15 protein-coding genes are annotated in these 22,225 nt (G+C 53.2%); all 15 read left to right on the forward strand.

Going from position 1 to position 22,225, the window contains the following annotated elements; all coding sequences use genetic code 11:
• A complete protein-coding gene (locus tag OXG87_19060) occupies positions 1 to 894 on the forward strand; it encodes a CPBP family intramembrane metalloprotease (GenBank protein ID MCY3871653.1) in 894 nt (297 codons plus the stop codon).
• Positions 895 to 973: 79 nt separating this feature from the next.
• Positions 974 to 2,062: an Ldh family oxidoreductase gene (locus OXG87_19065; protein ID MCY3871654.1), complete on the forward strand. Its 1,089-nt coding sequence runs from the start codon at positions 974 to 976 to the stop codon at positions 2,060 to 2,062.
• 183 nt (positions 2,063 to 2,245) lie between these two features.
• On the forward strand, positions 2,246 to 4,009 hold the full coding sequence (locus OXG87_19070; protein ID MCY3871655.1) for a sigma 54-interacting transcriptional regulator: 1,764 nt from the start codon (positions 2,246 to 2,248) through the stop codon (positions 4,007 to 4,009).
• 314 nt (positions 4,010 to 4,323) lie between these two features.
• On the forward strand, positions 4,324 to 4,725 hold the full coding sequence (locus tag OXG87_19075; protein MCY3871656.1) for a response regulator: 402 nt from the start codon (positions 4,324 to 4,326) through the stop codon (positions 4,723 to 4,725).
• Between the two features lie 79 nt (positions 4,726 to 4,804).
• The gene (locus OXG87_19080) at positions 4,805 to 5,515 is read left to right on the forward strand and encodes a hypothetical protein (GenBank protein MCY3871657.1); all 711 of its coding nucleotides are present in this window, start codon (positions 4,805 to 4,807) and stop codon (positions 5,513 to 5,515) included.
• A gap of 12 nt (positions 5,516 to 5,527) precedes the next feature.
• Positions 5,528 to 8,581 carry a TonB-dependent receptor gene (locus tag OXG87_19085; GenBank protein ID MCY3871658.1) on the forward strand — a complete coding sequence of 1,018 codons (3,054 nt, stop codon included), beginning with the start codon at positions 5,528 to 5,530 and terminating at the stop codon, positions 8,579 to 8,581.
• A 14-nt stretch (positions 8,582 to 8,595) separates the two neighbouring features.
• Positions 8,596 to 10,854, forward strand: coding sequence for a hypothetical protein (locus OXG87_19090; protein MCY3871659.1), 2,259 nt, complete (start codon positions 8,596 to 8,598; stop codon positions 10,852 to 10,854).
• A 15-nt stretch (positions 10,855 to 10,869) separates the two neighbouring features.
• Positions 10,870 to 11,859, forward strand: a complete 990-nt coding sequence (locus tag OXG87_19095) for a PorV/PorQ family protein (GenBank protein MCY3871660.1) — start codon at positions 10,870 to 10,872, stop codon at positions 11,857 to 11,859.
• 24 nt (positions 11,860 to 11,883) lie between these two features.
• Entirely contained in the window at positions 11,884 to 13,872 is a 1,989-nt protein-coding gene (locus tag OXG87_19100; protein MCY3871661.1) for a hypothetical protein, read from the forward strand.
• A gap of 12 nt (positions 13,873 to 13,884) precedes the next feature.
• Entirely contained in the window at positions 13,885 to 15,234 is a 1,350-nt protein-coding gene (locus OXG87_19105; protein MCY3871662.1) for a hypothetical protein, read from the forward strand.
• A 14-nt stretch (positions 15,235 to 15,248) separates the two neighbouring features.
• Entirely contained in the window at positions 15,249 to 16,721 is a 1,473-nt protein-coding gene (locus tag OXG87_19110) for a sulfatase-like hydrolase/transferase (protein MCY3871663.1), read from the forward strand.
• A 28-nt stretch (positions 16,722 to 16,749) separates the two neighbouring features.
• Positions 16,750 to 18,738, forward strand: coding sequence for a hypothetical protein (locus tag OXG87_19115; GenBank protein ID MCY3871664.1), 1,989 nt, complete (start codon positions 16,750 to 16,752; stop codon positions 18,736 to 18,738).
• A gap of 16 nt (positions 18,739 to 18,754) precedes the next feature.
• Positions 18,755 to 20,185, forward strand: a complete 1,431-nt coding sequence (locus OXG87_19120) for a CehA/McbA family metallohydrolase (GenBank protein ID MCY3871665.1) — start codon at positions 18,755 to 18,757, stop codon at positions 20,183 to 20,185.
• Positions 20,186 to 20,214: 29 nt separating this feature from the next.
• On the forward strand, positions 20,215 to 21,711 hold the full coding sequence (locus OXG87_19125) for a M81 family metallopeptidase (GenBank protein MCY3871666.1): 1,497 nt from the start codon (positions 20,215 to 20,217) through the stop codon (positions 21,709 to 21,711).
• Between the two features lie 83 nt (positions 21,712 to 21,794).
• Positions 21,795 to 22,225 (forward strand): hydantoinase B/oxoprolinase family protein (locus OXG87_19130; GenBank protein MCY3871667.1); only part of this gene is annotated, 431 nt, incomplete at its 3' end.

Raw genomic sequence — 22,225 nt, forward strand, 5'->3', positions numbered from 1 at the left:
ATGAACGAAATAACAGAACAAACCGATAAAATGGGCAAGGCGTTTCTCGATCTCGCCAACCTGGGTGAAGTGCGCTGGACCAGATATATTTTGACGCTGCTAATCATTATTGCCACCTGGACTTTTGGCAGTGGCGTGGTTCTGTTCGGTGTTTATGGCTCTGAACCCGAAGGTTCTCCCATGGATGGCACAAATCCTTTTCTGGATTTTATTGCCCTCAACTTGCTCTTTATCACGGTGCTGATCGGCATGTGGATTGGCATTCGCAACGCACACAAACGCTCTTTACGCACGCTTATTACGCCACGTGACCGCATCCGATGGGGGCGCATATTTCAGGGCTTCGGTTTGCAGATGGGTCTGGGTATTGTTTTCGCAGGTATTGACGCTCTGCTCTTTCCCGATAACTACTCTTATACCCTGGATCCCGAACGCTTTTACAAATTCGCCATTCTCGTCCTGCTCCTCACGCCTTTCCAGACCACTACCGAAGAATTGCTCACGCGCAGTTACTTCCTGCAAATTCTCGGTCACTTCACGCGGCATCCCATTGTCCTCGTTATTCTCAATGCCTTGCCTTTTGCCCTGTTCCATTTGATGAATCCCGAGATCGCGGCGTATGGCGTAGCACCCATGTTGATTTCCTACTTTGTCGTCGGTGCATTTCTCGCCCTCGTCACGCTCAAGGACAATGGTGCAGAACTCGCTATTGGCATTCATGCCGCGAATAACATGTTTGCAGCGGTCCTCGTCAATTACGAAGGCTCCGCGCTATCTACCAATGCCATCTTTACCATAAAAGAGGTCAATGTCTGGGCAGGCACAGTTGCCTACATCGCCTCTGCAGCTATTATGTATTGGATATTGTTCCGCAGTAAACGACCAGTCCCTTGATCTCTGTTCCGAAACGGGCTTAATTGGGGCGAGGATATCGAAGAAACTGGCGAATACGACTGAAGCACTATACCGACAGATGAAAGGGCTTGCCGTGCCTAAATTTCAAGCGAAGGCTTTGCGCCGGATTGGTTACGAGCTTTTCGAAGCTGCCGGGTGTACGCCCGAGGACACGAGGACCGTCGTGGACCACCTTGTCGAGTCGAATCTCTTCGGTCACGACTCTCACGGCGCCATCCGGTTCTACGAGTATGCCCGGGCGGTCCGGGAAGGGCGGTTCCAGCCCCGGGCGGTTCCGGAGGTCGTTGAGGAGTATCCCTGCCTGGCTGTTGTGGATGCGAAGGGGGCGATGGGACAGGTGGGCGCGACCTTTGCAGCAAAGCTGGCCAGTGAGAAGGCCCGGATACACGGCGTCGGTTGCGTCGCGCTGCGGAATACCAGCCATATAGGCCGGGCTGGTGCGTATCCGCTCATGGTCGCCCGGGAAGGATTGATTGGTCTGATCTTTGTGAATGCCGGGCACCTGGGTTATCAGATCGCCCCTTTTGGGGGAATCGACGGACGCCTGAGCACCAATCCGATCGCATTTGCTGCCCCCCGACGAGAGGCAGAGCCGATTCTGGTGGACATGACGACTTCGGTGGTGGCAGAAGGGAAGGTGCGGGTGGCGATCAACAGCGGGCACCAGGTCCCCGAGGGTTGGCTGATCGATTCGGAGGGGAATCCGACCGTGGATCCGGGAGATTTTTCGGCCGATCCGCCGGGCGCAATTCTCCCTATGGGCGGCGTGGTTGCCCACAAAGGCTTTGCGTTGAGCCTGGTGGTGGAGCTTTTGGGAGGCACTCTCAGCGGGCAGGGATGCGCTGCCGGCGAGCGCCAGATGATCAGCAACGGCGTGTTTTTGACGGTGTACGACATTGCGCACTTTACTGACCGGGAGGCCTACTACGACGAGGTAGAAGCATTGATCCAGCACGTGAAGTCGAGCCGCGTGGCCCCTGGATTTGAGGAAATCCTGCTGCCCGGAGAGCCGGAGTTCCGCAGCGCGATGCAGCGGAAGATGAAGGGGATCGAGGTAGATGATACGACCTGGTCGATGATCTGCGAGGAAGCGCGCGCCGTCGGGCTGGAACCCCAGCGGTGGGAAGCCGAGCGGTGTGTCGGTTGAGCGCGCGCTGGCTCCGGGGTCGTTGGGATGTCATAGAACGCGAATCGCCTGACAGCCGGACACCTTTAGAAGGATCGGATTCGACAGGGTGAAGTTTGGGAAATGTCTCGGATTATAACTTGCACCATCATCGCATTCATAATAAATTAGTATATCTATAAGAATAAATAAGGAAAGGTACTAATGAATGCGATTAATCCTGAAATCGAATACAACTTTGTAATAGGTAAAAGCCCGCAAATTCAGGAAGTCTATCGCCAGATGCAAACGGCTGCTAAAGGGGCGGGAAGCGTGCTAATTGCGGGAGAGAGCGGCACCGGAAAAGACCTGGTCGCTCAGTACATCCACCACAAAAGTGGTCGCGCCCCGAATCCATTTGTGCCCGTGAATTGCGGCGCTATTCCCAAAGAACTCTTTGAAAGCGAACTGTTCGGACACAAAAAAGGTTCTTTTACCGGCGCCGTAAACGAAACCGCGGGCCTTTTCAGATCTGCTAATACAGGGACCATCTTTCTGGATGAGATTACCGAAATCCCGCTCGAGACCCAGGTCAAACTTCTGCGCGTTCTTCAAGAGAAGCGCATTCGACCCCTCGGAAGCACGGAAGAAATTCCCCTGGACGTCCAGGTCATTGCAGCCACCAACCGCGACCTGGAGCAGGTGCTCTGGAACAGGAGCTTCCGGGAAGATCTCTATTACCGGCTCGGGGCAGTCACCATCTATATCCCACCCCTACGGGAACATTTAGAAGATATTCCGGACCTGGTCGCCACTTTCATCCAGAAGCTCAATCGACGCCTTAAACGCAACATCCTGGGCGTTCACCCAGATATAATGCAAAACCTCACCAACTATTCCTGGCCTGGCAATGTGCGTCAGCTTGAAAACGTCATTGAAAATGCATATTTGTTTTCCAAAGGGAAGTGGATTACCCGGCTGGGGGTGAAACTCGAAGAGGATATCCAATCTCTTGTGCGATCCACAGGACAAATTAGCATGTCCTTGGACCCGGACGAATTTTATCTGCCGTCCAAAGTGATGTCAACCTCCTTGAGACGGAAAATTCAAAGTGCAGCAAAAAGTCCGACAGGCGTGTTGATCCAGGGAGAAGAAGGGACCGGATCCCTGATGGTTGGACGGGAAATCCACCGTCAGAGCTTCTATGCAAAAGGGCCTTTCGTCATCGTCAACTGCGATACGATTCCACCCGAACTTTTTGAAAAAGAGCTGTTCGGAAATTCTATTTTTGAAGATACACAAGGACATTTTGAAGGATATATACACCAGGCCGAAAGCGGCACGCTCTATCTCAACGAAGTTACGGCCATACCGTACCGGATTCAGATGCTGCTGCTTAGCTTGTTCGAAGGAGACAGGATGCGTCCGACCGGGTTTTCCAGGGATCTTCCAAAAAATCTTTGCGTCATTGCCTATACGTCGCAAGATCTGCATCGGGCCATGAAAGAGAAAAGCCTGTCTGTCGGATTCTATACCCGATTGAGTGGGTTTGTCATTCACATTCCGACTTTGCGGGAACAAAAAGAGAAAATTCCAGAATTCGCAGATTATTTTGTCAAATTATTCGCCACTCGGCAACAACATCCGGCTCCTCGAATTCACGACGATGCACTGGCATCTCTGATGGCCTATCCCTGGCCGGGCAATCTACTGGAACTGCGCTTTGTCATTCAGGGTGCTCTTACTGCGGCGAACTTCGGCACAATTCAAAAACACCACCTGCCAGACCAACTGGGAATACACTGGCAGACGGATGGACACACAGACACACGGGGTAAACTCTACGATGTAGAGCAGGCTTTACTCCAGGAAGCACTCCAAAAAGCCGATGGAAACAAAACCCAGGCTGCTCGACTTCTCGGTATCTCTCGGAAAAAGGTTTATAAAATGTTGGAAAGCGCAACCCTTCATCATGAATCCGGGTTTTAATCCTTCAGTGCTTCCTTTCGAAACAACTGTATCCTGAGGGAACGTACCAGATGCTTCTCGCCAAACTGGAATTCCCGGGCCCTGCAGGAATTCTCCATTCAATTTCATTCACATAAATATATATAAAATAATAGTCTAATTGTGCCAGACAATCTGATTTTCATTTTTTTCGTTGTCTGGCACTTTTTTTGCTTATAGGTTAAATAAGATAAAATGATTTTTTGATGAATTGATTCAGCTACCTTAAAATTACACTCAATCCCTGACAAATCCACTGCCTCAATTTCTGTCCCGATTATCGCGAGGGATATACGTTGGACAGACGCATCTTGATTGTCTCCGAAGATCCCCAGCTGGCCTGGGACGTGAAAAATCTTCTGTCTGGCGAACCTGTGGAACAGACTCAAGTGCGTTCCGGGCAGGCATGTCTGGATATGATTATGAGTACTCCTGTGGAAATTGCCGTGATAGACGATCGTCTCCAGGATATGCAGGCAGTGGATCTAATCAGAAATATCAAATCCACAGTGCCAGATATAATCATCATCCTGGGCGCCTATAAACATTCTATTCAGCGGGAAATAGAGGTCAGGGGAACTGGGGCCTTCTACTGTGTCATCGGTCCCGGCGAATACGATACCCTCTACCAGTTTTTGCTACAGGCTACCGCGTTAGAAAGCAGACACCTTTTAAGTAAACATAGACGAAGGAGGTGATATCGCGTTTAACACAGCTACAATAGTCGCGATGGATGCTGATTTATCCTAATTACACCACAGTCGAGAGGAGGCGTTTATGATTCGATTTCGAAGTATTTTGTTTGGCGGAGTTCTCGTGCTGATCCTGGGAGGAATCTCATTCGCCCAGGAATTTACTCCCCGAGTGGGCATCGCGGGGAATATTAGCGTGAACCTGCCTGTACTGGGACTCCGAACCTGGTTTACACAGGCCCCGCAATTCGGGGTCAATATTGTGTATCATCGCCATGCGCGGATAGAGGTGGAGTACGAATATCACCACGCCCGGTTTGACGGTGGGAGTCTGGAGGATGCCGAGTTTATGTGGGCACCGACCGGTACCACAGATCTTCAGTCTTACAAAAGCCCCAACGCGCAATCCAGGATGCGTTTTCACAGCTTCCTGGTCAACGGCGTCTTCTTTTTTAGCAAGCAACTCAACGACCAAAAGGCTCGGCCTTATTTCACATTCGGGAGCGGTATGTATCACTATCGTACTACTGAAACAGGGCTGATCTTTCCAGGACAAACGGGTAACTCGTTGAACACCAGCATTGTTCTGGAATCCGACGGGGATGTCCGAACAACTGTCGGTATCAATTTCGGTCTGGGCGTTGCTTTCTATACATCCGATCGATTCGCCCTTGATTTGCGTGGTCGATACCACATTATCATAGGTCAGTTACGCCCCATGGAGGCGTGGGGATTGAAGCAGGTTTTTCCCTTTCATGCGCTGGACCTGGGCATTCGCGTGAAGACCTACTTTTAGGGGGAACACAATATGCGAGAATCAAAACGAATTCTCCTGTGGTGCATGGCGTTGAGTCTGGTTCTGTTTGGCGCTGATTTGACATTCGCCGCCACTACGGGAAAGATTTCCGGTACTGTCAGAGATGCGCAGGGACAACCGCTTCCCGGAGCCAATGTGGTTGTTAAAGGGATGCGTTTGGGGGCTACCACAGACGCCGAAGGAATCTATTTTATTCTTACTGTACCACCCGGATTGCACACACTGACTGCATCTCTGGTGGGCTATGGAACGATCTCTCAAACCGATGTAAAAGTCGCCGTTGACCTGACTACGACGGTCGATTTTGCACTGGAGGAAATAGCTCTACAGGCCACAGAACTGATTGTGATTGCCGAGCGTCCACCCGTGGAACCGGATAAAACCACCAGCAAATACATCATGGGATCAGAGGATATCGAGTCACTCCCCATCATCAGAAGCGTCTCTGAACTCCTCGCTTTACAGCCCGGCGTTTTGCCGGAGGGAAACGACATGATTCGCGGAACTGGTGCCGCGGATGTGACCTATTACATAGATGGAATCCCCATTGTGACCACCGATGGCGTGGGTGCATTTGACCGTTTCCAGTTTCAAAACACATCGGCTGTCCAGGAACTCACCATATTGACCGGAGGATGGGAGGCAGAATATGGCAATGCCCAGGCCGGTATCATCAATCTGGTCACTCGGGAGGCAGGGGAAAACTATTCGGGACGATTGGAGTACAAGTTTGATCCTTCGGGCAAAAAACACTGGGGCAACGACGTTTACGACGCCCCTCAGTTTAGAGATAACTTGAAGTGGGGAGATGCCGCCTGGGAAAATGAGACAGATCCCGAAACGGGACAAACTATTCACCAGCGGATCGATTATACCGGTGCAGCAGGCCATTTCATAGAGGCGAATCTATCTGGACCACTTACGCCTGACGCCGGGCTATTCGTCAGCACGCGCTTTGATCGGTCCTCCCGTTCGTTTCCTTCCTCTTCCTCGCACACTCCTGAAAATACCCGCAATACAGTCAAGCTAAATTACAATATGTCAGACAATGTAAAGGTCAAGCTCGGCGGATTCTACCATTGGAGCAAAGGGTGGAACAACGGCACCAGTTTGGGCAGAAGCGCTACGGCCGGTGCTATCCGAGGTCTGGGAGACGGTGGGAGAAACATCTTTCTACCGGAAGGAAGTTCTGCGGGACGGTTCACGGATAGTGAGAGTTTGATCTACGTCTCTTTGACCCATACCCTGAGTCCAAAGACATTTTATGAAGCCAAAATATCGCGCTCTTTTTCCAAACAGGATACCAGCGATATTCCCGCAGCGACCCAGCCCCTGCGCAGGGATGCGGCCGGGTACTTCAACCTGTCGCGCGACGTGCGTGCCTACGAAATTTCAGCGCGCGCGCGTTACAACGTCAAGTTCGATATTTCCAGCCAGATCACGAGGGGACATCTGGTCAAGACCGGGGTTGACTTCACCTATTCCGACGCCTGGGCATTTGGGGAGATTGGAGAAAATGAATCCCGCCGCGTCGTTGCCTTTTACTCAAAAGATGGGGCTTCAGATGGAAACTTTCAGCGGGGAATCAACCCTTTTCAGTGGGGACTCTATTTGCAAGATAAGATGGAATTCAGCGGCATGATCGTCAATGCAGGCGTTCGCCTGGATGGATTCCACAATGGAGAAAAAGGCTCCGCAGTTCCATCTTTTGAAACATCACCTATGTACAACAAACTCCGACATTTTCGGAACGCACCACGGGCAGACGCCGATGCCAAAATCGCGTTCAGCCCTCGATTGGGTGTTTCACATCCCATCACCGCTGCAAGCACCATCCGGTTTTTCTATGGGAGATTTTACAAATTTCCGAATCTCTGGACGATGAATCGGCAGGTCTGGGTGGGGAGCTTTCCCGACATCGACATCAACGGCAACGGACAGATCGATCCCGAGGAGAGGTTCAATGATCTCGGAAAGGAAAACCAGATCGGCGTTGGAAACATGGCGACACCGCCCGAGAAAACCACCAGTTTTGAGGTGGGAACCGACTGGAACGTGGTTTCGGACTATACTTTATCGCTAACCGCCTACTACAAAACGGTAGATAATCAGTTATCTACTGGTACAACGGGCGGCGAGACGACGATCTGGCAGGACCCCGGCACGGGGAGGACTGAGCAGATCCGTGTCAACCTGAGTATTAGATATGAGGATATTAAGGGAATTGAACTGGGTTTCCAGAAGCGATTCAGCAATAACTTCGCGTTTCAGACTTCCTTTAACGCGCAGTGGCTATCGGGAGGGCGTGCAGGGGGAGCAGGAGACCGGTTCTTCCCGGATTCAACGTGGGTCGCCGCTGGAAATTACTGGCTTGGCTATGAGATTCGAAACGGGCAGGAGGTTCCGATTCCACTGACCCAGGATGAGCTCCGAGAAATCGGATCCAAGGCGAATCAACTCCTTCGCGACATCCAGGCAGGTGGTGGTCCCAGCAAGGGGGCGGCAGGACCGAATGAACATTTTCTGGCAGCTATTGAAAAGGAACCCGGCATCTGGGCTATCACTCCCATTCTTTCCGAGTTGAATATTGGCGGCATACGAGGCAGGGACAGAACGGCATTTGGGAGCGTAGCGTTTCTCTATCGAACGCCGAGCGATTGGGGTCCAATGGTTGGCGAAGCGGGTTTGTTCGGGAATATTCAGGCCAACATGATTTATCGCATGCAGACCGGCAGCCGGTTTGAATACTCGCTTCCAGAAGGTGGCGTGGAGGAACGAAATGAGCCACTTCGCACCTGGGTCGATTTGAATGCCCAAAAGACGTTCTACGGCCTGAGGGACCGCTTCGACGCCACGTTGTTCGTCGAAACATACAATCTGTTCAACCAGAAAGATCGGCGGGCAAACAACTTCGATTATATTCAATGGGGTTTGAGAAGACCCATACCAACAGACCAGCTCTACAGGGATTTCGGAGATCCGAACGACAGGGCCTTTCTGGGCTCCCCAAGGCAGGTGCATTTGGGATTGAGACTCAGTTTCTAAGAGGATAAGACAACATGATTACTATAAAAAGAAGAAGCATCTTGTTTCTGCTTTTTCCATTGCTGGCGACCCTCTTGCTAACTTCGGAATTGTGGGCGCAGTCGAGTCCCTTCCAGAGGAAATTCCGACACATGACGCGGGGGAAGGTCTGGCATACGTACAGAAACGGACTCACAGGTCGGGTTCACCGACAGGTGATGAGGGATATAGCCGGTATGCAATATCCGGGTTCCATCATTCCGCTGGAACCCACCGAGTTTGAGCAATACTGGAGCTTTGTCAACTATCACTGGTATCCGCGGTTTACCCGCCGATACGACACCTCTCGGGGCGAGGGTGTAATGATTCTAACAAGAGATCACGGCACCTCGGCAGTTGGCCCGAGTCAGGAAACCGAGGATATTCGGGAAAAGGTCTATGACATTGTCAACAGCCCGGAAAAAGATCTGGGATTTATGACCGCCTCCCACTTTACCGGGTTCAGCCCGATGTCCAACTACTGGCCCGGAGCACCTCCAATTGTGGGTGAGCCTGTGGAAATCCACAACCACGACTATGGGCGGTATATCGGGGACGATTCTCATGGTGAGGAAATTCTCATCACGGCATGGTCCTCCAAAACGGGTATCAGTGTGTCGCAAAAAGCCTTTTCCTGGAGCTATCCCGACTTTGACGACTTCATCATTTACGAATATACTTTCCACAACAATGGAGACGCCAACGGAGACGGCCAGCCGGATCCCGGTATGCCCGTGCAACTCAACGACGTCTATTTTGCGTTCGTAAACATCATGACCATCTCTCAGGCGGGGTGCTTTATTTCAAGCCCGGGTGCGTGGTGGGTCGATTTCCCCGAATTGAGGGACGATTTCTACAGATACACTGGTGCCGACAACTACGATGGTCCGGCCGAATACGCTGACCTGAAGCTCAGCTACCACTACGACGGGGACGCGCCTTCTACTTTGTGGAATGACGTTGGTGGACCCTACGTTTCGGCGCGTCACCATTCACTGTTCAAAGGCACGGCGCGAGTCGATGGAGAACTGACAGACTTCCAGTACTTTGGGTTTGCCCCTCTGGATTATACCCCACCCTTTACAAACGATTCGGAAAACTACGTTGCGCCAAAAGTCGCGGATCAGCCGGTGTCGGTAAAGTGGTGGGAAATCTTCAGCAGAAATAACTACACATACCCGGATCCCAGTAATGATGGTGATGAGCAACTGTGGAATAAACTCGTCGAAGACCAGGGATTCCAATCCAATCCCACCGACATCGGTGATTACGCCCACAGCCAAACGTATGGACCATACGATATTGGTCCTGGTGAAAAAGTGAAAATCGTGGCGGTTTTTGCCGGGGGAACAGCTGCCGACGCCAAGGGTACGGGCATCATCGAATGGGCGCAAACGGGCAATCAAGACGAGGTTTCTCTGGGCCGGGAGGCCCTCGTGGATCATGTGCGCCGTGCTCAATTCGCCTACGATAGCGGCTACGATCTGCCCGACCCGCCTCCGGATGTGCGATTTTCAGTGGGAAATAGCGAACGTGGGCAGGTTCTCCTCACATGGCCAGATGATGCCGATCGCGCGTTGGATCCAGACTATGGACAGGCCGATGTAAGAGCCTACCGGGTCTATCGTACAGAGACCAAGGAAGCGGGGCCTTACAAGTTGCTGAAAGAGATTCCCGTGGGAGATGCCGCGCATTTGAGTGGCGGCATCTATTCCTTCGAGGATGAGACTTCCGCTCCCGGCTTCAACTACTGGTACTCGGTCCGCTCGGTCGATTCCGGGCATTCATCCTGGACTAATAACGACGGTACCAAGACACTTGCCGACCTGCCCGACAAGGTGCGGCAGAATGTCCAGAGTGGCATGGAAAGCGGGCATTCCTCGCCTGAGCAGCGGATGCAGGTCTTCACCAGTCCGAAGATCCCCGCAACTGATACCAAAGACAATTTCGGCGATGAAATCCTGGTTGTGCCCAATCCCTATCGGGATGATGGCACACACAGGTATCCGGGATCCAGAAAGATTCGATTTACAAATATTCCCAGAAAGGCCCAGATCAAGATCTATTCTCCATCTGGAGACCTGATCTGGACGATCAATCACGATTCGCCCCTGGGAGAGGCAGAATGGAATCAGGCGCCGCGATCCTTCGCGAGGCCGGAAGTACAGTCAGGCATCTACTTCTACTCTGTAGAGTCTCTTGTGGGCTCATCTCAGGGGGAGATGCGGTTCGGTTCATTTGTAATCATCAAATAGTCAAGGAGCTTTGCTATGATGACCAGGATATACGCATCAATCTGCGTATTCGCGATTGTGATTTTGCTGCAATCGCCCGCCCAGGGACAGGGATATGTGGAAATCAAGGATGAGGACATTTACTCCTCAACCGCTGCTTCGCGAATTGGGCTTACAGGATTTGCATTTCTGAAGATTTCCCAGGGGGCGCGATCGGTGGGAATGGGGGATGCGTACACGGCCATATCCAACGATATCAATGCGGCATTCAAGAATCCTGCCGGCTTGACTCATATGAAACGGATTGAGTACGTGTTCTCTTACAACCGATGGTTGGTAAACAGCACGGTTACTTCCGGAGCTGTTGCGGCGAATACGCCGTATGGCGTGGTGGGCGTTACCTTTATCGGTTTCTACCCTGAGAAGAGCAAGGAAACCACCATACTCCAGCCGCTCGGAACAGGAGAGATGGTGAATGCTGGGGATGTCGCCATCGGATTTCTTTACGCGAAGAAAATGACCGATAGGCTCTCCTTCGGCGTTCACGGTCGCTGGATTCAGGAAACGCTGCACGACAAGAAAATTTCCAGTTACGATGTCTCACTCGGCACGCTGTTCTACACGGGATTTGGCTCCAGCAGGTTGGCGATGACATTGCAGAATTTCGGCAAAGACGTAACGCCGGAAGCGGTCACTTTCGCCATGCCAATGGTCTTCAATATCGCTGCTGCTATGGAGGTTTACGGAACGATAGAAGATCCCACCTACCTCACAGCCGCAGTCGATTTCAGCTATGCCACTGATTTCGGTGAGCGGTTACATTTTGGCGGTGAACTCTGGGTCGCAAGGGTGCTCGCGCTTCGAGCTGGATACAAGACCAATTACGACATCGAGAGTTATTCACTTGGTGCTGGTGTTCGCGTGAACTATTTGGGAGGGAGGCAGGTCTCTGTCGATTTTGCCTATTCGGCGATTGAGGGTGGCTTCGATCCTCCGCTGCGCGTGTCTCTAAGCGGGAGTTTTTAGACCGAAAGGATTGCGAGGAGAGATTTGTCCTCTCTGCAAGATCCCATCGTTAGCCATCCAGTGCCTTCCCCCGGAGAGGAGCGGGGGATCACGTTGCGTTCGTTTCTGATTGGGTTGGGTGTGGTCTGTCTGGTCAACCTGTGGGTCACGTGGTCGGATTTCATAATTCATTCCTCGGCCTGGAATCTGAGCCACTTCCCCATGGTGAATTTCATTCCGTTTGTCATCCTCACAGTCTTATCATCGGTTTCAGACAGATTGTTTGGACCGCGCTGGTCTTTTTCATCTGCCGAACTCGCCACCGTTCTGGCCATGGGGCTGGTGGGCAGCGTCGTGCCGACCAACGGATTTATGGGATATGTGCTCGGCATTTTGGCCATGCCGTATTACCTGGCCACCCCCGAGAATGGTTGGGCACTCTACTTTCACCCCCACCTTGCCGACTGGATGGCGCCGCGAGATGAAAACGACGCCGTGCGCTACTTTTTCGAAGGCCTACCCAAAGGTGTGCACATCCCCTGGGAAACCTGGGCAAGCCCGCTTTTCTGGTGGCTTACATTTGCAGCGTCGATCACGCTGATCTCGGCCTGCACGGTTGTCATTTTGCGCAAGCAATGGACGGAGAACGAACGGCTCGATTATCCCATCATCAGCGTAGGCATCGACATGGCGCTGCGCTCGAATCCCCGGAACTGGCTGCCAGCATACATGAAAGGCAAGCTGTTCTGGGGTGGTTTTTCGGTCGCCTGCGGAATCGTTTGTTGGAATATTCCCAGTTACTTCATACCCGGCCTGCCCGAATTCCCTCTACTACCCAGGTGGTTTACGCTGGCCGCTGGTTTTCCCACAATTGACTTCCACATCAGCTTTTTTGCACTGGCTTTTGCATTTTTTGCCAGGCTTGAAGCCCTGTTCAGTGTCTGGTTCTTCTTCTTGATTTTTCTAATCCAGAGCGCGGTATTTAACCGATTTGGGTTCACCATCGGCACCTCGGGAGATCCCTGGTCTTCCCACAACCCCGCAGTTGGCTGGCAAAGCTGGGGGTCTCTCTGCTTCATCGTGGCCTGGGGGATCTGGGTTGCTCGCCACCATCTGCGCGACGTTTTTTCAAAGGCCATCTGGGGGATACCGGGTGAAGGCAGAACTGAAGAAATGATGTCTTACCGGATGGCTCTTACCGGCCTGATCAGTGGACTGGTTTATGCCATTGGATTTCTGTACTGTGCGGGTATGAGCTATACCATGGCCATCGCGCTCTTGCTTTCCACACTCATCGGCTACCTGGGGGTATCCCGCATCCTGGTGGAAACCGGGTTGCTCTACGTGGTCGTACCGGTAACGGGTCAGTCCTCCACCGTATATTTTCTGGGATCGCGTGGCCTGCCGGAATCCTCGATGACAGCCATGGCATTCACCTATATCCTCGTCACGAGGGGTGCCGGTATGTTCATGCCTTCGCTGACCCATCTGGGCAAGCTGGCAGATCAGATTCCCCAGATACGAAGGCGTCTGATCTACGCGCTTGGTGCCTCAATTGTGGTCGGAGTTCTGGTTGCCGCCATTGTAACCCTGTATCTGGGCTACACGCATGGGGCATACAACTTCAACGTATGGGTGTTGGGCGGGGGCGGCAGCCAGCGTCCTTTCATCGATACGCTGGTCAAGATGCAGTCGCCATTCACAACAGACTGGTATCGCATCTCCTTTTTTTCATTCGGGGTGCTGGTTTCGGCCGCGCTGGTGGCTTTGCGCTATCGCTTTCCCTGGTGGCCCCTTTCACCCATTGGATTTCCCCTGGCCACTTCTTGGCCCATGCGCAGAGTCGGGTTCACTATCTTTTTGGCCTGGTTCATCAAGGCCGTCATCATGAAACTGGGGGGTGCCGTGCTCTACCGTCGGTGCCAGCCCTTTGCAGTCGGGCTCCTGGTCGGTTGGGCAGCCGGAGTCGGCATCTCTTTTCTGATTGACATCTTCTACTTCCCCGGCAACGGACACGGGATTCATTCGTATTGAAAGAGAGGCACTATGGCAAATGCAATAGAAATCGGCATTGCCCGCACCGACATCACCCCTGCGGTGGGCATACCCATGGTCGGATTTGCGGGGCGGGGATCATCGACGCGCGTAAATGACCCGTTATATGCCACGGCTATGGCAGTTTCCTGCGCGGGGGAGCAAGCCGTATTGATCGCCTCGGATCTCCTCCAGTTTAAGGCGGAAACAGTCGCCGAGTTTCGCGATCTCATTCAGGCTGCATCGGGAATCTCCGCCAATCGGATTACCCTGGCATGCAGCCACACCCATTACGGGCCTGATATCGATCGCGCAGGTAGGCGATCTTCTTCGCCTGGTCCGAGTTCTGATGAAGGTGCCGAACTGGTCGATGCCTATCGAATTCATCTCGGATTCAAACTATCGGGCCTGGTACAGGAGGCACAGCAAAATTTGAAGCCAGCGCGAATGGGTATCGGCTGGGGCAGTTCCGATATCGGTATCAATCGGAGGGAGAAGACCCCTGATGGACGGATTATTCTCGGCAACAATTACGATGGGCCTGTTGACCGCGAGGTCGGCATTGCGCGGATTGAAGATACAGAGGGAAACCCTATCGCCTGTCTGGTCAATTTTGCGGCGCATCCGGTTGCACAGACTTCTCAGCAACGCGCCATTTCTGCCGGGTTTTCCGGAAAGATGGCCCGCGTGGTAGAAGGTCTTACGGGTGCGTATTGTCTCTTTCTACAAGGGGCGGCGGGCGATATCAATCCCGCTCTGGGATTCCGCGGACCGGATCAGCGACCAGAAGATCTTCACAAGCCATCGGACAGTCTGGGCATTCGACTGGGCTGCGAAGTGGTGCGCGTTTGGGAAACCATCAGCGTTGGTGAGGCTCAAGGTTTGAATCTCGCTTCAAAAACCGTAAACCTGCCCCGCTACATGTACGGCGACTTAAAAAGCGCGAAACAGCTCGATGGGGAATTCGCTCAGGAGTTGGAATTGAGAAATCTCTCAGATGGGCAGCGATATTGGACAGAGCTGAGGCAAAGTCGGGTGCGAGAAGCGATTAGTAGCCACGAGACGGGCATTCCACTTGATCCCGTTGAGACGGAATTACAGGCATGGCGAATAGGCGATCTCGCTTTTGTGGCTGCACCGGCGGAGATTTTTACCGAAAATGGCACGCTTGTGAAAAATCAATCGCCTTTCGATCACACTTTCTTCGTGGGCTATACCAATGGCTCCATCGGGTATGTCCCTACCGTGGATGCCTACCCCGAGGGAGGATACGAAGTCACCCACGCCTGCCAGGTCGATCCCGAGGCGGGCGGTATGATCAATGAAAATTGCCTGGCACTGCTCCGACAGGTGAAGGCATAATGGAGGGGATTCATATGGCAGATAGACCCAATATTCTGGTGATCATGTCCGATCAACACAGCAAATTTCACATCGGATGTTATGGCGATGAAGTGGTTCGAACCCCACATATGGACCGGCTTGCTGCCGAAGGCATACGGTTCAACAACGCCTATTGCGCAGCGCCGCTTTGCGTTCCCAGCCGGATGGCTTTTATGACATCCAGAACGCCCACCGCGAACCGCGTCTGGACAAATAGCCATATCCTCTCTTCTGCCATCCCCACCTGGGCACATGGCCTGGGTGCAGCCGGCTATGAAACTGCCCTGATTGGACGCATGCACTTTGTTGGATCGGATCAGCGGCACGGATTTGAGCGACGGCCCATTGGCGAATGGGGCGCACATCACCCCGGTGTTTCTTTGCAGGGCGCTCCCCTGTTTCGCAAAATGCCTCTGGGTGTATCTGGGCAGAGCCGCGTGAGCGTAGAATATGCCGGTTATGGGATGTGTACCTATCAGGCGTATGATGACATGGTCGTTGCGTCTGCCCTTGATTATTTGGACGAGAAGGCCCATGATGGGAGAGATCGTCCCTTTGCCGCTGTGGCTGGCTTTGTTCTTCCGCACTGCCCCTATATCGCCGCTACAAAGGAACTTTTCGAATATTATTACGACCGGGTAGATGTTCCTCAGCCAACGCCTGAAGAGGCACAGAGAGCACCAGCGGCTATCCGCAAGCTGAAACGCCTGCGAGACCTCGATCATCCGCTGCCCGAAGAACGCATCCGCGTGGCCCGAGTAGCCTATTTTGCCATGTGCGAGTATTTTGACAGCATCGTCGGCCAGATGCTCCAGAAGCTGGATGAGACGGGGCTGGCTGAAAACACGCTGGTCATCTACTGCTCTGACCACGGCGAAATGGCCGGAGAACACGGACTGTGGTCCAAAAGCAACTACTACGAAGCATCTGTTTCCGTGCCCCTCATTGCCCGTTTGCCCGGGGTTATCCCCGCGGGTGGAATCAGCGATAGCATCTGCAACCTCATGGATATTGGACCGACCCTGATCGAGATGGCTGGCGCTCCTCCAATGCCTGCTACCGATGGACGTTCGCTGTGGCCCCAGATGTGCGGAGAAAACGATCCGAACTGGGCCGATGAAACTTTCAGTGAACATCTCTGGGAAGCCAACGAAGTGCCTTCTCGCATGATCCGCAAGGGAGCATGGAAGCTCTACAAGTACAACGAACCCACCCCTCCAGTGCTCTTTAACCTGGAAGAAGATCCCGGAGAACTCAATGATCTGGGACTGGACACGCGCTACCAGGATGTGCGAGAGAAGCTCTTGAAACGCCTCTACGAAGATTGGGATCCCGCAGATATCATTAGTGAAACAGCTATTCTGGATCGGGATTATCGTGCCATTTCGGCATGGGGCCAGGCCGTCCAGCCCATACACGAAGACACTGTAGCCGTGCCGGATGTGGAAGACATCGAACTTCGATAGATGGTGAATTCAAATTAAGTGTGATCACGTGTCCCAAACATTAGAAACTCCACGCGACCGTCGAGATCAAGTGCCCGACTCTTCTCGAGATAGAGGGTTGACCCTTCGCTCGGTACTCATTGGGCTTTGCTTTGCTGGTCTGGCCAACTTCTGGGTGACCTGGTCCGACTACATCATACATTCTTCAACCTGGAACCTGAGCCATTTTCCGATGGTCAACTTTATTCTTTTTTTATTGTTGACCGTCTTTTCCGCTGTGTCCGGAAGAGTATTTGGCCCCCGGTTTGCGCTTGCACCTTCGGAATTGGCAACAGTAATGAGCATGGGGCTGGTCGGCAGTGTCGTGCCCACCAATGGATTCATCGGATATGTTCTCGGTATTCTGGCGACGCCGTATTATCTGGCGACGCCGGAAAACGGGTGGGGTATCTATTTTCATCCCTACATTCCCGATTGGATGGCACCATCGAACTCCGGCGATTCCATGCGGTATCTCTTTGAGGGATTGCCCGGTGGTATGCGGATTCCCTGGCAGGTCTGGATTGGTCCTCTTCTCTGGTGGCTGAGTTTTGCCGGGGGTATTGCCCTGGTCTCGGCCTGTATTGTCGTATGCTTGAGAAAACAATGGACTGATTACGAACGCCTCGATTATCCCATCATCGGGGTAGGGATCGATATGGCAATGAGGTCGCGGGCTGTGGGTTGGTTGCCGGAATATATGCACGGCCGCATTTTCTGGGGTGGATTCGCGGTTTCTTGTGGCATCGTTTGCTGGAATATCCCAGGCTACTTCATGCCCGGTATTCCCGCTTTCCCGCTCTTGCCTCAGTGGTTTACCTTTGCAACCGGTTTTCCAACGATTGATTTCCACATCAGCTTTTTCGCCTTTGCCTTCGCCTTCTTCGTCAATCTCGAGGCCCTGTTCAGTGCCTGGTTCTTTTTTTTACTTTTCATTTTACAAAGCGGCGTTTTCAACCGATTTGGGTACACCATAGGCACCCGTGGTGATCCCTGGTCCTCTCTAAATCCCGCAGTGGGTTGGCAAAGCTGGGGGGCGATGTGTTTTATCGTCTTCTGGGGGCTCTGGGTTGGGCGAAATCACATCAAGCAAGTCTTCTACCAGGCCTTCCGTTCCGCCCAGGCTGGTCGTTCAGAAGAAATGATGTCCTACCGCATAGCTATTTTCGGGTTGGTCTTCGGGCTCGTCTATGTGATCGGTTTTCTGCACCATGCGGGGATGAGTTATAAGATGGCCATCGTCCTGATTTTCTGTACTCTCGTCGGATACCTTGGTGTTGCCCGTATCGTAGCGGAGACGGGCCTTCTTTATGTCGTCGTACCGGTGACGGGCCAGTCGGCCACCATATATCTTCTGGGGTCATATGGTATGCCTCCAGAAAGTATGACGGCCATGGTATTCACCTATATGCTCGTTACCCGGGGGGCAGCTATGTTCATGCCTTCGTTCACGCAAATGGGCAAGCTCGCGGATCGAATTCCCCAGGTTCGACGAGGACTGATGTCGGCACTGGGTGGTGCGATCATTGCTGGAGTCGTGATTTCCATAGTGGTTACCTTCTATCTGGGATACAGCCAGGGCGCCTACAACTTCAACATATGGGTATTCGGTCTGGGAAGTCAGGTCCCTTTTATCGACACACTCACGAAAATCCGAACGCCCTTTTCCACGGACTGGAATCGCCTTTTTTTCTTTGGGATCGGAGTGGCTGTCTCTGCCTTGTTGACCTTTCTGCGTTACAGGTTTCCAGGGTGGCCCCTTTCTCCGATCGGCTTTCCGCTTTCTACCTCCTGGCCAATGCGGAGGATCGGTTTCACTATTTTTCTGGCCTGGTTGGTAAAGGCGCTGGTTATGAAGATCGGAGGCGTTGTCCTCTACAGGCGATTTCAGCCCTTTGCACTGGGCCTGGTTGTCGGTTGGGCCGTCGGTGTGGGAATATCTTTTGCGGTAGATATCATCTGGTTTCCCGGTCAAGGACACATGATTCACTGGTATTGAGAGAGGAGATGTTTCAATGGACTTATCAGGTTTTTTTATCGTGGCCCCATCTGTGGTCGGAATCGACGAGCCGTTTGAGCTGAAGCTCAAGCTGCTCGGAGAGGTTCGGGAGATTCCTCCCGAATGCTTCCCTCTCAACCAGACTGAACCTCAACTGAGCAGCCGATACAACCTGTCTCCAAGGGGACTGGCTTTCAAGGACAACGTCCTGCCCGAATTCGAGGGTTCGATTGATCTCTCTGGCGGTGACGGCTATGAAGGACCGGCCACATATACATTTGAAGGGGGCCGTCGGCCTATTGCCGCCATACCGGGAATTCGCTATACTCGGGAAGGCTTCCACTATATTACCGTTACGGCCAATGGAAAGCAGGCCCGCAGCAATCCCATTCGCGTCTGTCAGGCCCCCCCGGCAGAACGCCTTTTCTGGGGAGACACCCACGCCCACACCATTTTTAGCGACGCTATTCGTTCTCCCGAGGAAGTCTATGGTTTTGCCCGCGACGAAGGATTTCTGGACCTGTTTTCAATGACCGATCACGCCGAAGCCCTGACAGATCGACAGTGGGACTACTTCGTCAGTGTGGCAAACGACCACTATGAACCGGGCCGGTTTGCCACACTCGTGGCGCTTGAATGGACCAATTTCGAAGTTGGCCACAGAAACGTTTACTACCCGGGAGACTACGGTCCTATTCTTCGCGCTACGGACTCGCCCTATCAGGACCTAGAAGGTCTCTATCGAGCCGCCAGAGAGCACGGTGCCCTCCTCGTCCCGCACCATTCGGCCAATACCCAGATGGGCGTCAAATGGCACGCGGGGCACGATCCCGAAATGGAACGTCTTGTAGAAATTCACTCTGTGTGGGCATGCAGCGAAAGGGCCGAACACCAGGGCAACCCCTATCCCATCCGGGTTCAGGACGGTGAAACAGACGGTCAGCACGTCATCGATGCTCTGAACTTGGGCTACCGATTCGGCATCATTGGTAGCGGAGACATCCACGATGGAAGGCCAGGAGACGACCTTTCCAGCCTGCAAAACATGGCGCAATCCCACCTCACCGCACGGCAGGGCATCATGGGTTTCTGGGCGAAGGAACTCACCCGTGAAGCCGCATTCGAAGCCATGTGGAATCGCCGCGTTTTTGGTACCATGAATGTCCGCGTGTACCTCCGTTTCGAAGTCTGTGGTGCTTTTATGGGATCCACCGTCAGGCACGACGGCCCCCGTCAGATCCGTCTGGAAGCTGCCAGCGAGTCCCCCTTTACGCTTATTGAGATTGTGCGGAACGGCGAAACCGTCCAGAAGATTGAACCCGGCGAATGCGAAATTCTCTGGGATACGCAAGACGGGGGTTCGGGCGGCATGGACTACTATTATGGCCGCCTCATGCGAGAAGACGGTCAAATGGCCTGGTCCAGCCCGGTGTGGGTCGAGCCCTGATTCGCTCTGCGCCGCCTATGGAGAAAATCATGGATAGAGTGATCATTGCAGAGTGCAAGCAGGAAGTCTCGACGTTTAATCCCGTGCCCAGCCAGTACGGCGATTTTCGAATCGTGCGTGGGCCTGATATGCTCGATTTCCATCGCGGCGTCGGTCACGAAGTCGGCGGTGCCCTGAGCATTTTAGACCGAGAAGAGGCGCTTCACCTCGTGCCCACATACGGAGCATGTGCGAACACGTCTGGAGGTGTGCTTTCAAAAGGCGGATTTGACCGCCTGAGCGATGAGTTTCTCGAAAGTATCCGGGATGCTGGTGAGGTGGATGGGGCTTATTTTTCGCTTCACGGTGCCATGCAGGCAGAGGGCGAAAATGATCCCGAAGGCTACTTGCTACAGGAAGCCCGCCGCATTCTCGGTGACCAGATTCCGATTGTGGTGTCTCTGGACCTGCACGGTATCCTCACTGATCGGATGCTTGAGCATTGTGACTCCGTCGTCACGTACCACACTTATCCGCATATCGACTTTGTTGAAACCGGAAAGCGTGCGGCCTTTCTGTTGATCAAGATGCTGGATGGAAATATTCGCCCCGTGACTGCAAGAGTCAAAATTCCGGCGCTGGTGCGTGGCGATGAAATGATTACTGAGACCGGGGCGATTCGCGAATGTATTCAGTTGGCGAAGCAGATCGAAGCCAGCGAAGCGGGTCTTTCTGCGGGCGTGATGTGGGGAAACCCGTTCACCGATGTTCCGGAGCTTCGAACAAATAGTATCGTTGTCATGGACGGCGATGAAGCCGCTGCCGCCCAATACGCGGTGGATCTGGCAAACCGGTTCTGGAAGCATCACGAAAAGATGCAGGTGCCTCTGACGGGTCTCGAAGAAAGCGTCCGGCTCGCTGCAGAAGTCGATTCTGGAACAGTCGTCATGATGGATGCAGCCGACGCGACCAGTTCCGGTGCATCGGGTGATAGCAATGCCATTGTGCGAGAACTGATGCGCCAGAGATATTCCGGGATGGTCCTTGCACCGGTCGTGGATCCCGCTGCCGTCCAGAAAGCTTTCGACGCGGGCATAGGCGCCACCATCCGCACTACCGTAGGCGGCGCGTTCGACAGGGCCAGGTACAAACCACTGGAAATAGAGGCCCGGGTCCACCTGCTTTCAGATGGCGTTTTTCGTAGCGAGTCCTTCGGCTGGCATTGGAATTCGGGAAATACCACCGTTCTCAAGGCGGATAATTATACTCTTGTGGTCGGTACAAAGCCAGTCAGCCTGTTTGACCGATCGTGGTTTTACGCTCACGGACAGGATCCGAAGAAATTCGATCTGGTTGTCGTAAAGTCGCCTCATTGCGAACCCCATATGTTCGCCGATTGGTGCGCGGAACAGATCAATGTTGACGCCCCCGGGGCGACGAGCGCGAACTTGCAGAGCCTCGGACATACGATTTGTAATCGACCGATTTTTCCGCTGGATGATGTCATGGCATTTTCTCCGAAAGCGGATGTATTCCGTCGGAATTAAATAGGAATGATCATCACTAAATTATATATATTGGATCACCCTCGCTTCCATCCAGAATTGGGACTGATACAGAAAGAACGCCTATGCCACACGCTGACCAGATCGACCCCATCCGATTTGAGGTCATCCGAAATGCTCTGTCTGAAGCCACGGAAGAAATGGCGATTGCCCTGCGCCGCAGTGCCTACTCCACCAATATCAAAACCCGAGCCGACTTCTCCTGTGTCCTTTTTGACAGCCGGGTTCGGGTCGTCGCTCAGGCTTTCGCGCAGCCCGTCCACCTCGGCTCCCTGTCCTTGCTTGTCCCCAGGATGGTGGAAGCATACGGGGCTGAAAATCTGGGTCCCGGCGACGCCATCCTGGCCAACGACCCATATCTGGGTGGCGTACATCTGAATGACATCACTCTCATTTCACCCGTGTACCACAACAACACTTGCCTGGGGTATGTTGCCAACCTGGCTCACCATGTAGATGTGGGTGGAGGGTCCCCCGCGAGCATCGGTGCTTTCAG

It is taken from the genome of Gemmatimonadota bacterium (assembly GCA_026706845.1).
In the GTDB taxonomy this organism is placed as follows: Bacteria; Latescibacterota; UBA2968; order UBA2968; family UBA2968; genus VXRD01.